Origin of the sequence: Paenibacillus lentus (genome assembly GCF_003931855.1) — a bacterium.
In the GTDB taxonomy this organism is placed as follows: domain Bacteria; phylum Bacillota; class Bacilli; order Paenibacillales; family Paenibacillaceae; genus Fontibacillus; species Fontibacillus lentus.
On the sequence record NZ_CP034248.1, the window covers coordinates 3,352,740 to 3,366,451 of the forward strand.

A 13,712-nucleotide genomic window follows, 5' to 3' on the forward strand; every position below is an offset into this window, starting at 1 on the left:
GCCCTTCGTGAAATTCCTCATAGTCCGTGGCGTACTGCCGCTGTTTAATCGCCTCCAGATGGTGAAGAAACAGTACGGGATCCGTAAAAGTATGATCTGTCGCTTTCGGTAAAGATAAATTCAAATGCATATTTAGCTGCGCAGAGGGTTCAAGATAGGCTGAAATGACCTTTCCAAGAGCGTTCTGATGCGCAGGCAAAGGCTGCCGACTTTTTGGGACATCATTTCCTTCGTCTGCGCACGATACACTTGATGAACGATGACATGGGTTCCTTCCAGCATCTCGATATAGAGATCCCTCGCCACCTTCACCCCCAACTCGTAAAGAACCTGCATTTTACTCCAATCCACCTGAAAGGCATTCTTTCGCTGTGGAGCGTACATCCCTGGATGCAGCCGATAATACTTATCTGCTTTCAGGACGTATTCCATTTCCTCTAGCGTGTACAAAAGGTGAAACACCGTCGTTTTGTTCAATTTCAGCTCTTCGGAAATCTCTGTTATCGTCAAGATCGGATGAACTTTTAGAAGATCCAACACTTGGAGCCCCTTTTTTAAGCTGGAAACCTCATATCTGGAAATCATACTCACCTTAGCCTCAAATTAAGCTTAGAATAACTCTATTCTGGTTTCAAAAATCATTCTAATTGTTTCGCTATGTGAAATTATATAACAGGAGGGGGAGTGATATGAGGGGAGATTTGGATTTGGGGGAAGTCTTTCGTGAAGATAGTAGGAAACAATATACTGAAGGAATTTATTATAGAAAAAAGAGGATAATTTCAAAATATAGGATATACAAGAATAGGGTATTGGAGAAGTTGAGGGTAAGGGAGCCATTTGAGAGATTGTTTTAGAAGATTCGAATGAATTATTTACTTGTGGAAATTAATCCAAGAATTTTATTTATGGTACAATATACCTAATTGAGTTGCTGGGAGGAAGATGGAAATTGCAAACAGAGCGTTTTATAAACCTTAGAAAACCTGAGTTGGAAAAAATATTTAAGAAAAGCAATATAATTGAGGTTTGGAGAAAAATAGTGAAGAATCAATTGCGCAATATTGATTTAAAAGATCTGTTTGATCACTATGATTTTAATTATAATATTGAGGAAAGAGCAACTACAATACGAAATGATATTTTAAATGGAAATTATAAAGTTTCTCAGGCACTTACATATAGAATCGAAAAAAAATTTGGCGTTTGTAGGCATCTTGTGACTCCGCAACCAACTGATGCTCTGGTTTTTCAGGTTCTTATTGAAAGCGTATCAAAAGAAATTTTAGAAAACCAACCTTCAAAGAATGCTTTTTACTCAAGAGATAAACATAGTGTATCGATCCCTCATGAAGTTGATGAGTATATGCTTAACTGGAGACAACAATGGAAGAAAATGCAGAAAATGATCTATAATTTTACCGATGAGCAGGATTTTATAATCGTTACTGATATTTCTAATTATTATGACAGTATAGATATTAATGAGCTTCGTAAAGTATTTACTAGTTATTCAAAAATGAATGAAGTCTTAATTGACCTTGTATTTAAGATAATAGAAGAGATATCATGGAAACCAGATTACTTGCCATATTCTTCGCGAGGACTACCCACTACTAATATAGAAGGAGTGCGATTACTCGCCCACTCTTTTTTATTTGAAGTAGATGAAGTTGTAAAACAAGCAACAAATGGTAGCTTCGCCCGATGGATGGATGATATAACGATTGGTGTTAATTCGAGGAGGCAAGCTGTCGAAATAATAAGTTCTATATCGGATATGTTAAAGAGTCGAGGCCTTGCATTAAATTTATCAAAGACAAATATTTATGATGAAAAACAAGGTTATTATCATTTTCAAATTGAAGAGAATAGGTATTTAGATAGTATTGAAAAAGTTAAAAAGGGTGACTCTGATTATAAGGAAATATGTAAGGATGTACATAAAAAATTCAAGCAACATTTCAAAGATCAAGGAGCGAAATATTGGGAAAAGGCTACAAAACGTTATATTACAGCTTATGGAAGGCTTGAATCAACAAAGCTGTTAAATGATCTGCCCAGTATATATTCTGAATACCCCAATCTAAGAAGTAACCTAAACCTTTATTTGTCAATTTTAGGATACGAAAAAAATACTTCTGAAAAGGTATTGGAAATAATAAAGAAAATTGATATATTTGATGATATTTCAATGTATCAATTATGTTATTTAGTAACTCAGTGGGAAATCCCTACCGATGAAAAAGCAAAAAAATTCTTAAAAGAGTTTGAAGCGAATATTACAAAGCTTTCATTTAATAGAAGAGTAGCTTCAGATTTTTACTGTTTATTATGGTTCAAAGCTAAATACAATCATCCTGAGGACTTACTTAATTTTATAACAAAATATAAAAATTTATGGCAAACAGAACCATTTTTACGAAGACAAGTAACAGCTATTATTTCAAGGCTTCTAACAACAAATGAGAAGTCTGGGGAAACATTATTAGCAAGTCAGATATCTTCAGGAGTGCCAAATACGGTAACTTTGGCGAGTCAGATTCTAGCTTTTAAAGATTTAGAAAAGTTGGAAAGCAAGATGCTATTTTATCTATTTCCTACTTCTAGTCAACGAGCATATCCACTTCCAAAATTTCTTGTATTATGTTCCGTACTAAATTCCAAAGAAATAAGAAGCGATAGTTCAATAAGAGAAAAAATTATATTAAATATTAAAGATCCGTATTATTTAAAATGGCTCGACCTACAATATAATATTAACTAAAAGTATTCCCGATGGCTTAGAAACAGGTACAGCATTTTCTCATTTATATTAATTAAAATGTACATGAATACTGGAGATAAAAGGATAAAAGTATCTTTCAGGTAAATCTTATCATCCAGCTAATCGTTGAGGAACCTACGCGTTGTATCGATGTGAGACTACATTTAAAAACTTCATGCTGAATGCTACTGTTAAGAGCCGATACCGTTTTAGTGACTAAAGAAAAAAGCAATACCAACGGCACGGAATGACCGTGTAAGTAACTAACCATTCCTTAGATCAAATCGCCCCCAAATCGATAAATTCTACAACCGGCCTTCCGTTACTGCTGTCGTCGTTACGGGGAAGGCATCGGACTTAACAGCTGCTGTTCGGTAATTATCAGCAGAGGAAATCATTTGTTACAGCTTCCGCGTCCGTGGAGCAGATTAGATCCAATTAACAAAGGTGCCTACCGATTTCGGTAATCATATTTTCCATATCGATATGGGCTACAGAACTACAATTATTGACATTAATTTAAAATTAATCCTATTATGAATGTTTATGAAAAATAAAAGTACTTTTTAGCTAATGAAAAAAACAGTGAGTCTAGAAAAAGGGATCAAAATTTGATCCCTTTTTTGTGGAGATTTAATGGCAATTCATTTGCAAACTGCTTTTTTTTGTTCAATTCCAAACTACATTAGCTCTAATATTTAAGTTCGCTTAGGATTATCAGTTTGACCCAATATGTAATCTATACTTACGTTGTAATAATTGGATAACTTTATCAGTACTAGGCTGGGAACATCTAAGTTTCCACTTTCATACCGCGAATATGTTGCTTGCGTAATATTTAAATAGTCAGCCAATTGAGTTTGAGTTAAATCTCTATCTTCTCGTAAACTTCTTATTCTTTTATACATGATTATCACCCAAGCCAAGTTTAACTTATGCAATAACCGCATATTGACTTTTATGCAGTTTTCGTATAATTTTGGGTGTAAGGCAACTTATGGGAATCCATATATAGAGAATACAATCAAATATTATTTTTAAGGGGATGGATCGTCAATGGAAAGCATGATAGAAAAAATCTATAACGGATCACTGCAGCCAGACGTGTACATAAATCCACAAGATCCCGAATACCGCAAGCTGACGAAAGAAACCTCGAACCTTATGGAGGAATGTCAGAAAAGATTTTCGGAAAAAGACTTTAAATTTATCGAAGGTATCATCGATTTATACGGAAAGTCTTACTCTATGCATTCCACCGCGTCATTTATCTATGGGTTTAAAATCGGTGCCCTGATGATGATCGAGGTGTTGAATGTAAAGCCGGAAACATAGAAATGGTTGGTATCTCCGAAGGCCATTAGTCATGCTAAAACACTACTATCTACTTATTTATGGAGTAATTGAAGCTATCATGAGAGCATGGCTAGTCCCTCCGCATCATGATAAAAATTCCCAAAACTGCTATTCTCTTTGTAGAATTTTGTAAAAAGATGTTGTATGCAAAAGCAGGTGAGGGAGATCAGTAGTAAGCAAAGTGTGGATACGGACAGGCTGCTTCAATTGTCCAAAGATATGAAACGCCTTGACCAGATTATTGAAGAGCGGATCATGAGATTACAAGCGGATATTCATAACGTTGCTCAGTCGAGCAGGATGAGATATCCAGAATCGGCTGAAGTACGATCCGCAGCTAATCGTGCGGAAGAAATGCTATATGACATACGCAAGCAGGCGAAGTATTTACACGATCGATTACATAATAAGAGCAATCTGTTGAAATCAATAGCTGGGCAATATGGAGAAGACGAGGCCAAAATCAAGGCTTTGGTGAAGAAAAATCAGGTCAAGTTCACACTACAACCCGGGTTTCAAAAGGAAATCGCCGCCAAATATCCATCGCGCTTTTCGGGTGACGTTATGAAGCTCTTTGGAGTAATTGATTTCGTCAAGTATGCGATTCAACAGGCTAAGGAAATGACACTGGAATCCAGACTGAGCCAATTTAGGGAAGACGAGCATATCAACGCCTATTTTGAAATGCTGCAGAATGGAAATGCTGAAGAGCGTTCATTTGCTGAACAGCAGCTTATGTTAATTAAAAGTGCCTTCGATCAAATCGCTCAATACCAAACGGAATATGCGATATATAGCAAGTTTGGCAACCAGAAGTATATGGATGAAGCTCACCAATTGGCGGAGCAAGCACGGGCACAGCTATCAGCGCTTGGCGTATCGGAGAAGTGGTATGCAGCCGATGTCAATCTAAGAGCTCATTTTATGGGCTCACCGCTGCGTGCGCTTCGGTATGACCCCTACAAAACAGATGGCTCGGCCATGCCTGCCCTGAGTGAACAACGTTTCGCCATTGCATTAGGCATGATTAACTTGAATTATCAAAACTGGGCAAGAGATCGCTATGAATTCATTGAGGCAGGAGCAATTGCAGCAGAAGCAAGACGAAAAGAAATTCCACTTAAAGTAGAGGAATATAACAAGACCATCTCGAAGCAGAATATTGAATATGTGCAGCAGTACCTAGCCGAAATCAATCTATATCGTGGCGAAATAACGGGTAAATATAGTCCTGAGCTGCTAAGGGCGGTCGAAAGATTCCAAGATAACTACAACTCTAGTGAATTATCTGCGGAGCTTCAGTATAAGTTCGAGGTCAATGGCAAGATCGATCATAGAGTCTTAAATTTGATTTATATGAACAAGGATCTCGTCGAAAAATCGCCTCGTAACCTGGATATGTGTCTCATACCCGGGGGCTTGGAGGATACGCGAAGTGTATTTGAAAAAACGATAGATTACTTCAATAAATCCATAGACAGCTTCAAGGAAATCGGCTCCGATATTATGGTGGCAGCAGATGAACGAGCGAATAAGGCGCTGGATTCACCGGGCGATTTTCTGAATTATATTAGCTTCGGCATTCCCAAAGGAATTTATGATGGTTATGCCTACCGAGCTGAAAACAGGCATGAATCTGCTTATACTTATATTGATTGGTTATCCTCGGGAGTATTGTCCGGGGTGTATGAACCGTTTGTAGGCATCTTTACCACGGACGATCCATTTTCCAAACAGCATTGGCTAGATAGTGCAGGGCTGGCCGCTCAAATGTTCGGCATAGGGTATGTAAGAATGCAGCTTAAATCGAACTCCAAAGGCAGCGGCGGATCACTTAACGCTAACACTAACGTAGACTTAAATAAGACAAAGAAAGTAGAAACTGAGCCGAAAAAGACGAATCCAGATCCAGTAGATAATTCTTTGGAAAATAAGGGGAAAGATGAACTACGTGCATGGGTTGAGGCAAATATTGAGCAGAGCGCAGCTGTAAGAGAAGCGTCCAGGTTCGACGAGTATTTGAAGAAAGAGAAGGAATTGCTTAAAGCTATAGAGAAAAAGAAAACAAGCCAGCCTCTTGAGGGGACGGGTGAAGGTGGGGGAGGAAGTAGTCAATTATGGAAACAAGGAACACCTTTAACAGAAGTTAATTACACAGTATCAAATGATGCAAAAAGGCATTTAATTGCTACTAACGATCCAATTAGCGGAAGGAGAGGGGTCAATGGGACTCATAATTCTGACGAGTTTCATAATGCATTAAAATCAACAGGTAAAGATATTGAGAATATGATAAGTCCAGAGGATATTACATATGATGTAGATTTTCCTGGATTAGCGACTATTAAATATAAAATACCGAAAAGCGATGGGAAAGGAACATATTTTGATGAATACAAATATATTGGTAATCCCAAAACAGTATACGATCCTAGGATATACAGTGATCAGCAAATTTATCAGTGGGGCTTGGAAGCAATGAAAAATGGATATTTAAATGGATATTTGATATGTGGTGAAGCATCAAACGGTATGAAATTCGTAGGGTATTTTAGAAACGGGGAAATCACTAATTTTCACCCGGTAACAAGTTTCGATAATTAAATATGCTAAGGAGAATGTTTGTGAATAGAGAAATAATGAGTGAAGAATGGAATATTAATTTTATAAATGGAATCTTTATTAACAAATCAAGGATATTAAAATGCATAGATATAATTTTAACAAAGGAAGGCGTTATTTTTGATGATGTTTGTATGATAGCTACTTACAATATGTATGATAATGATGATCCTGACAAGTGTAAACCTGATGAAGTTGTATTCAGTAAAGAATTCCCAGGATATCCAGAAGAGTTATCATATTTAAAGTACACAGAATTTCAAAGATTAATTGAGGATGGTCTAAAAAAAGTTATTTTTAAATTCGAGGAGAAAGAACAATTGGAAATACTAAATGAATTTGAGAGGGCAAAAGAATCATTGCTAGATAATTAGCATTATGTGTTCACAAACAGGATTGTCGGCAACTTCATATAGCCTTATATAGATATTTCTTATAAATCTGTAATGCGAGCTAACCACCTTGTTGTGAACAGAGTCAGATGGAAGTATTGGAGAGAAATTAGAAATTGTAAAAGAAATATTAAAACAACTAAATCATGCAGGCGATGAATCTAAGTTGGTTGAGTCTAATATAGACAACTCGATTTTGATGAATAATGATATGAGTGATTGCTATTTTTTTAAGTACATCACTCGAAGAAGCGAATTTCTCGGAAGGGTTTGTCAAAAACAAGATAATACAATAACTACGAGCAAACTAAATACTATACAATTAAACACTTATAAAAGCTCATTCCACTCAAATTATGAGTAGGAGTGAGCTTTTATTGTACGCCAAGGTTAGCGGATGGGTGTATGAACCCCTGGTGGCGCCTTTAATCCATACGATCCATATTCCAAAGAGCATTGGCTAGATAGTGCAGGGCTGGCCGCTCAAATTGTAGGCATGGGGGCTGCAAAAATGCAGCTTAAATCGAACTCCAAAGGCAGCGGCGGATCACTTAATGCTAACGTAGAGTTAAATAAGTCAGAGAAACTAGAGACCGAGCCTAAGAAGACGAATTCAGATCCAGTAGATAATTCTTTGGATAATAAGCAGCCTTTTGAGGGGATGGGTAATGGTGGTAAGATAATCTCTAGTGTTGATGATTTATCAGATGTTGCAAAGTCTAAAATCACTACTAGTCAGAGAGCAACATTGAATCAACAGGAAAGAACATACTCGCATTTAACCGAAATGGATTTAAAAGGAGCACAGAGAGACTTAGATGGCGACCCTGTTCCCAAACCAAGTGGAGGTTATTATGATCATGCTCAAGAAGTTTCTGATGCATATCGTGGTTTAGTTGAATTAAAAAGAAGTTGGGAAGGGATGCTTAAAAATCCTAATTTAGATGCTGAACTTCGACAACTTTACACATCTAAGTTGAATGAGGCAAACGCTACAATGGAAAAAATTGAAACTATGTTTAATCCACATGGTGGAGTGTTTCCATCTAAATAATGATTGGAGTAATGTATATGATTAATAGAAAAAAGACATTAAAAGAGTATCTGACTAATGAAGATTATGAAAGTGTAGTACAAAATGCAACAAAGTTTTCTGATATGTCGCTACCTGTGTGGCATTTGGAGATTACAGGTAAATGTCTGTGTGAGTTATCAAACTTCGATTTGATCCGTTGTATTAGACAGGATGTTTTTACAGATTTAGCGACTTTTGAAATTATTGAAAGGATTGATGAACAGAATACACCATTCTATGCTGATATTGATTCAATGGAATTGATGGAAAAGTTATCATCTGTTAATTCGGATATACTATCAGCATATAAGAGTAAATTGGATAAAATGATTGAAAATGTTGAAACGAACGGCTTAATAGATTTAGCGGATATTTGGATGTTCGATGAACAGAAGGAGACGTATCAGGGCTATATCAATATAATAAAGAGTAAAATTCATTGATATTGGTAAGTATTACTTGACTGGTGGTGGGGCCACCCAGTGCCGAATGAAGCCAACACCCAAATGATAGCACATCTAACCCATGTAATACCCGTATAAAGATTTCGTCACTTTGATTGTACGCACATCAAATGCTTTAATAATATAACCTAAATAACGACAGGTCGGTTATGGTCAGATATCACCATGATTGACCTGTCTTTTGTTAGCTTCGGCTTCTCGTAGTTTTTTCACATAAGGAAACGCATCAAGGATATATCAATATAATTAAAAATACGCTCTATATATTCTCTAGCGACATTATATAGAAGGAGTTTTAAGCATGATACAGATATCTGAAATTTCTTGTGTAAAGAAAGAAAACGTAGAATTTGATGATTATATTCCAATTACTGTTAGGTGGGGAGCGAATGAAAGAAGTTTTGATAGAATCTTATATTGGAGGACAGGAGATTTTAAAAAATCGTTATTTGAGATGGGGATTTCAGAGCAAGATGGAAGTTTATTTTCATTAACTTTAACACTGTAGATAGTGGGAAAGTGAAGTTTTCTCAAAATCATGAAGTTGTAACCTCTAGTGTTGTAGGCCTTCCTCTTTTTAACAAAGACACAATATTTAATAATAGTGGTTACTTTGATGATATAGCCGATATCAATGTAGAGGTTAGTAACAATAGTTTTCGTATATTATTTGATCACTCTCCAATTGTATCTCATATTCAAAATGGACGAATATTGTTTGGATTAACCGAACAAAAATTACTCGCTATGATTGAAGTATCTGATATTAGCAAGACAGAACATGAACAATTAAAACTTGCTTTAAATGTTTAAAAATTTTGGGCCACCCATTGCCGAATAAATCACAAAAATTTAAGTTTACATAAGCAAGACCTATTTTAACTTGCATCGTAAGTTGAAATAGGTCTCTTTTTCATATTGCTTAATTTAGGGTTGATTATGGTCAGTACCAATCATAATATTCTAGGCCATCCTATTATTTATTTTCGCCAAAAAGTTGAACAGTCTGCCTTACCCCACTTTAAAATCGATCATATTCTTAAGTAATGAGAAATCGACCGACGATCCTACTGGATATGGACTCAACTTGAAGCTCTTTGGAGTAATTGATCTTGTTAAGTATGTGATAGAGCAGGCCAAGGAAATGACACTGGAATCCAGACTGAGCCAATTTAGGGAAGACGAGCATATCAACGCCTATTTTGAAATGCTGCAGAATGGAAATGCTGAAGAGCGTTCATTTGCTGAACAGCAGCTTATGTTAATTAAAAGTGCTTTCGACCAAATCGCTCAATACCAAACGGAATATGCGATATATAGCAAGTTTGGCAATCAGAAGTATATGGATGAAGCTCATCAATTGGCGGAGCAAGCACGGGCACAGCTATCAGCGCTTGGCGTATCAGAGAAATGGTATGCAGCCGATGTCAATTTAAGAGCTCATTTTATGGGCTCACCGCTGCGTGCGCTTCGGTATGATCCTTACAAAACAGATGGCTCGGCCATGCCTAGCCTGAGTGAACAGCGTTTCGCCATTGCATTAGGCATGATTAACTTGAATTATCAAAACTGGGCAAGAAAGCGCTATGAATTCATTGAGGCAGGAGCAATTGCAGCAGAAGCGAAACGAAGAGAAATTCCACTTAAGGTGGAGGAATATAACAAGACCATCTCGAAGCAGAATATTGAATATGTGCAGCAGTACCTAGCCGAAATCAATCTATATCGTGGCGAAATAACGGGCAAATATAGTCCTGAGCTGCTAAGGGCGGTCGAAAGATTCCAAGATAACTACAACTCTAGTGAATTATCTGTGGAGCTTCAGTATAAGTTCGACGAGGTCAATGGCAAGATCGATCATAGAGTCTTAAATTTGATTTATATGAACAAGGATCTCGTCGAAAAATCGCCTCGTAACCTGGATATGTGTCTGATACCCGGGGGCTTGGAGGATACGCGAAGCGTATTTGAAAAAACGATATATTACTTCAATAAATCCATAGACAGCTTCAAGGAAATCGGCTCCGATATTATGGTGGCAGCAGATGAACGAGCGAATAAGGCGCTGGATTCACCGGGTCATTTCCTGAATTATATTAGCTTCGGCATTCCCAAAGGAATTTATGATGGTTATGCCTACCGAGCTGAAAACAGGAATGAATCTGCTTATACTTATATCGATTGGTTATCCTCCGGAGTATTGTCCGGGGTGTATGAACCCCTAGTAGGCGCCTTTAACCCGGACGATCCATATTCCAAAGAGCATTGGCTAGATAGTGCAAGTCTGGTCTCAATGTTACTGGGTCTTGGGGCTGCAAGAATGCAGCTTAAATCGAACTCCACAGGTAGCGGCGGATCACTTAACACTAACACCAACGTAGACTTAAATAAGACAGAGAAAATTGAAGCTGAGCCGAAGAAGACGAATCCAGATCCAGCAGATAATTCTTTGGATAATAAGGGGAAAGATGAATTACGTGCATGGGTTGAGGCAAATATTGAGCGGAGCGCAGCTGTAAGAGAAGCGTCCAGGTTCGACGAATATTTGAAGAAAGAGAAGGAACTGCTTGAAGATATAGAGAAAAAGAAAACAAGCCAGCCTCTTGAGGGGACGGGTGATGGTGTACCTTCTTATGGAAAGAATTCAGTACCTATAGGACCTTACCAAGAAGTAAATGGATTCCCAGTTAAAGTAAAACCAGGTGCTCAGGAGAAACATATTCCTAATACTCCAAATTATAAACAAGAAATAGCAAATGGAAAAAACAAGAGTATCTTCTATGGGGATAATAAAACGGCACAAGAATTGCTTGATGAGTTTGCAGGTAAAGGTCAACTACTACCAAATGGTAATAAAGAAAGAGTAGACTTTGGTAAACCAATTGGAAAATACTATGATCGTGATACTGGTGAGTATCTTGAAACTACTAGAGGAATGATTCATTACGGAAAAGACGGAGCGCATATAGTGCCATCAGAACCATTAAAGGAGTAAAAAGAGGAGGATACACATGGAATATGACCCTTTAATAAAAGTGTTAAAAAAGTATAAAGATAGTGAATTGATAATAGAGTGGGATAGTGGATTAAAGATTATTGGTGAATCAGACACACTTTTTGAAACAGACAATGGGTTGGATGACGATGATGTAAATTATACTGAATATCATGCAGTTACATTTCAAGTAAATGATATTTTAGTGCATCCTACTAGTGAAGAAAATAGTTTATATAATTGGTTAATACAAAAGAAAGGTACATTAATTGAAATTTCACTTTATGATGATCCGCCAGGTGCAGTTTTTTTATCGGATGGACAAAATGTATGGAAAAGGGATAGTAAAAAATAAAAGCGTTACTTTAAATATATACCTTGATTGGCTTCGTGCCTTTTTTGGTGGGGATACCGAGTGCCGAATAAACCCATCATTCAACCAATAACACAGTTAACCCATGTAATACCCGTATAAAGATTTCACCATTTCGGTTGTACGCACATCAATTGCTTTAATTTTATAACCTAAATAACGCTATTCCGTTACATCAAGCAGGTCGATTATGGTCAGACACCACCATGATTGACCTGCTTCGTATTATTAGGTCGGCCAGAGATTTCTGGTTGGCCTAAATTTACGGCTGTTCTATGATGGTGGTAGCCGGGAGAACGTGGTTGACCTTGGGGTACTAAACCCCGTATAAAAAACTGTTTACCCACTACCCCCAATGACCATGTTTGAGCTGGTTGTGGCTAGTGACCTCGTATCACAAGCGAAGCTGTGGGATTGGAACCATCGGTGGGAACGTCGGCTGAAATTACATTAGGAGGAGAGGATATGGAACCGGTTATTGGCTTAGATGTAGCGAAAGAGAAAAGTGTTATTCAAGCGTTTATGAAGCGAAATGAGGTTTACGGAAAACCTGAAACCATTACACACGATGAAGAGGGATACAGACGTCTTGGTAGCATCATTCAGGAGCTTCAAGTATGAACAGGAGAAGAACCTGTTGTCGTTCTGGAAGCAACGGGTCATTATCATCGCCCAGTAGTGGCATACCTGTCGGCTATTAAGGTATCTTATTTCATCGTCAACCCGTTGTTATCCAAACGCACTAAGAACGCACAACTGCGAAAAGTAAAAACGGATAGAGCAGACGCCTGGCATTTGGCGGAAATGTATTATCGTGGCGACGTGAAGCCGCATCGGAGCTGGGAGGAGTGTTACACAGAGCTTCAGCATGTGACAAGGCAGCATGAGTTTATGAGCTCGCTTTATGTACAAGCAAAGCTTAACGCACGTGCGCTATTGGATCAGGTGTTTCCCGCCTATGAGGAGATTTTCAGCGATTTATTTTCTCTAACGGCACTTAAGACGCTGCAAGCCTGTATATCCAGTGAATCGAAGGAATGGACAGAAGTTATACGTCCGTTTACGGGGAAGTCTCACTCCGAACAATGGATTCGTTCGAAAGCTGAGCATCTCAACATCGTTCATAAACACTGGCTCAAGTCAGAGAGAAGCCTGGCGCAAACGATGATGCTGCAAAGCATGATAACGCTTCTTCTGTCCATGCAGGAACAGCTTCAAACGATAGAGGAGCAGATCAGGCTGTTGGCTGAGAAGATGCCGGAAATAGAACTTATCAAGAGTATTCCGGGCTTAGGGGATAAACTTGCGGCGACAATCATATCAGAGATCGGTAACGCTCATCAGTTTGAAGAAGCAAAGCAGTTGGTGGCATTTGCAGGGATTGATCCGGGTGTACAGAGTTCTAGACAGTTTACAGCTACACGCAACCGGATATCAAAGCGAGGCTCCAAGCGTTTACGACGAGCTTTATTTTTGGCAGTGCAATGCGGATTACGTCGCGGCTGTAACGGGAGGATAAAGAGGTACTACGATAAGAAAAGGCAAGAGGGCAAGCCTTATAAGGTGACGGTGATTGCTTGCGCAAACAAGCTATTGCATCACATCTACGCCATCTTGAAGAAGGGCCAGCCCTACCAGGTATAACCATAATTTTCCATAACCTCCACG

The 13,712-nt window shown here is 38.0% G+C and carries 13 protein-coding genes and 2 pseudogenes; 12 read left to right on the top strand and 3 right to left on the bottom strand.

Annotation, left to right across the window (positions count from 1 at the left end; genetic code table 11):
- Positions 1–37: 37 nt before the first annotated feature.
- Both EIM92_RS24245 and EIM92_RS15095 read right to left on the bottom strand, forming a co-directional pair.
- Positions 38–199: pseudogene (locus EIM92_RS24245) on the bottom strand (IclR family transcriptional regulator domain-containing protein); the annotation flags it as partial.
- Complete coding sequence (locus tag EIM92_RS15095) at positions 133–585, bottom strand: helix-turn-helix domain-containing protein (RefSeq protein ID WP_281279631.1); 453 nt, start codon at positions 583–585, stop codon at positions 133–135. The gene EIM92_RS15095 and the pseudogene EIM92_RS24245, both read right to left, overlap by 67 nt.
- Positions 586–689: 104 nt before the next feature.
- Between EIM92_RS15095 and EIM92_RS23740 the strand changes: the two genes are divergently transcribed.
- Positions 690–857: a hypothetical protein gene (locus tag EIM92_RS23740; protein ID WP_164515118.1), complete on the top strand. Its 168-nt coding sequence runs from the start codon at positions 690–692 to the stop codon at positions 855–857.
- A gap of 95 nt (positions 858–952) precedes the next feature.
- On the top strand, positions 953–2,767 hold the full coding sequence (locus tag EIM92_RS15100) for an RNA-directed DNA polymerase (protein WP_125083355.1): 1,815 nt from the start codon (positions 953–955) through the stop codon (positions 2,765–2,767).
- A gap of 698 nt (positions 2,768–3,465) precedes the next feature.
- Here EIM92_RS15100 and EIM92_RS15105 read toward each other — a convergent pair.
- Positions 3,466–3,675 carry a helix-turn-helix domain-containing protein gene (locus EIM92_RS15105; RefSeq protein WP_125083356.1) on the bottom strand — a complete coding sequence of 70 codons (210 nt, stop codon included), beginning with the start codon at positions 3,673–3,675 and terminating at the stop codon, positions 3,466–3,468.
- A 148-nt stretch (positions 3,676–3,823) separates the two neighbouring features.
- Between EIM92_RS15105 and EIM92_RS15110 the strand changes: the two genes are divergently transcribed.
- The 10 genes and pseudogenes from EIM92_RS15110 (at position 3,824) to EIM92_RS15155 (ending at position 13,688) form a co-directional block, all read left to right on the top strand.
- Positions 3,824–4,102, top strand: coding sequence for a DUF6809 family protein (locus EIM92_RS15110; protein WP_164515119.1), 279 nt, complete (start codon positions 3,824–3,826; stop codon positions 4,100–4,102).
- A gap of 165 nt (positions 4,103–4,267) precedes the next feature.
- Entirely contained in the window at positions 4,268–6,727 is a 2,460-nt protein-coding gene (locus EIM92_RS15115; RefSeq protein WP_246020986.1) for an EndoU domain-containing protein, read from the top strand.
- A gap of 20 nt (positions 6,728–6,747) precedes the next feature.
- On the top strand, positions 6,748–7,119 hold the full coding sequence (locus EIM92_RS15120; protein WP_425464159.1) for a hypothetical protein: 372 nt from the start codon (positions 6,748–6,750) through the stop codon (positions 7,117–7,119).
- A gap of 529 nt (positions 7,120–7,648) precedes the next feature.
- A complete protein-coding gene (locus EIM92_RS15125; RefSeq protein ID WP_164515120.1) occupies positions 7,649–8,191 on the top strand; it encodes a polymorphic toxin type 28 domain-containing protein in 543 nt (180 codons plus the stop codon).
- Between the two features lie 17 nt (positions 8,192–8,208).
- Positions 8,209–8,655, top strand: a complete 447-nt coding sequence (locus EIM92_RS15130; protein WP_246020988.1) for a contact-dependent growth inhibition system immunity protein — start codon at positions 8,209–8,211, stop codon at positions 8,653–8,655.
- A gap of 322 nt (positions 8,656–8,977) precedes the next feature.
- Positions 8,978–9,184 (top strand): hypothetical protein, encoded by a 207-nt coding sequence (locus tag EIM92_RS15135; protein WP_125083360.1) that lies wholly within the window; start codon positions 8,978–8,980, stop codon positions 9,182–9,184.
- 11 nt (positions 9,185–9,195) lie between these two features.
- Positions 9,196–9,489, top strand: a complete 294-nt coding sequence (locus EIM92_RS15140) for a hypothetical protein (protein WP_125083361.1) — start codon at positions 9,196–9,198, stop codon at positions 9,487–9,489.
- A gap of 274 nt (positions 9,490–9,763) precedes the next feature.
- Positions 9,764–11,671, top strand: a complete 1,908-nt coding sequence (locus EIM92_RS24250) for a polymorphic toxin type 50 domain-containing protein (RefSeq protein WP_125083362.1) — start codon at positions 9,764–9,766, stop codon at positions 11,669–11,671.
- 16 nt (positions 11,672–11,687) lie between these two features.
- Positions 11,688–12,026 (top strand): hypothetical protein, encoded by a 339-nt coding sequence (locus EIM92_RS15150; RefSeq protein WP_125083363.1) that lies wholly within the window; start codon positions 11,688–11,690, stop codon positions 12,024–12,026.
- Positions 12,027–12,509: 483 nt separating this feature from the next.
- Positions 12,510–13,688, top strand: a pseudogene (locus EIM92_RS15155) (IS110 family RNA-guided transposase).
- The last annotated feature ends 24 nt before the right edge of the window (positions 13,689–13,712 follow it).

Bases quoted from the DNA above. Each gene is read 5' to 3' on its own strand.
- EIM92_RS15095 (WP_281279631.1), bottom strand. From the start codon at position 585: ATGATTTCCAGATATGAGGTTTCCAGCTTAAAAAAGGGGCTCCAAGTG.
- EIM92_RS23740 (WP_164515118.1), top strand. From the start codon at position 690: ATGAGGGGAGATTTGGATTTGGGGGAAGTCTTTCGTGAAGATAGTAGG.
- EIM92_RS15105 (WP_125083356.1), bottom strand. From the start codon at position 3,675: ATGTATAAAAGAATAAGAAGTTTACGAGAAGATAGAGATTTAACTCAA.
- EIM92_RS15110 (WP_164515119.1), top strand. From the start codon at position 3,824: ATGGAAAGCATGATAGAAAAAATCTATAACGGATCACTGCAGCCAGAC.
- EIM92_RS15115 (WP_246020986.1), top strand. From the start codon at position 4,268: ATGCAAAAGCAGGTGAGGGAGATCAGTAGTAAGCAAAGTGTGGATACG.
- EIM92_RS15125 (WP_164515120.1), top strand. From the start codon at position 7,649: ATGCAGCTTAAATCGAACTCCAAAGGCAGCGGCGGATCACTTAATGCT.
- EIM92_RS15130 (WP_246020988.1), top strand. From the start codon at position 8,209: ATGATTAATAGAAAAAAGACATTAAAAGAGTATCTGACTAATGAAGAT.
- EIM92_RS15135 (WP_125083360.1), top strand. From the start codon at position 8,978: ATGATACAGATATCTGAAATTTCTTGTGTAAAGAAAGAAAACGTAGAA.
- EIM92_RS15150 (WP_125083363.1), top strand. From the start codon at position 11,688: ATGGAATATGACCCTTTAATAAAAGTGTTAAAAAAGTATAAAGATAGT.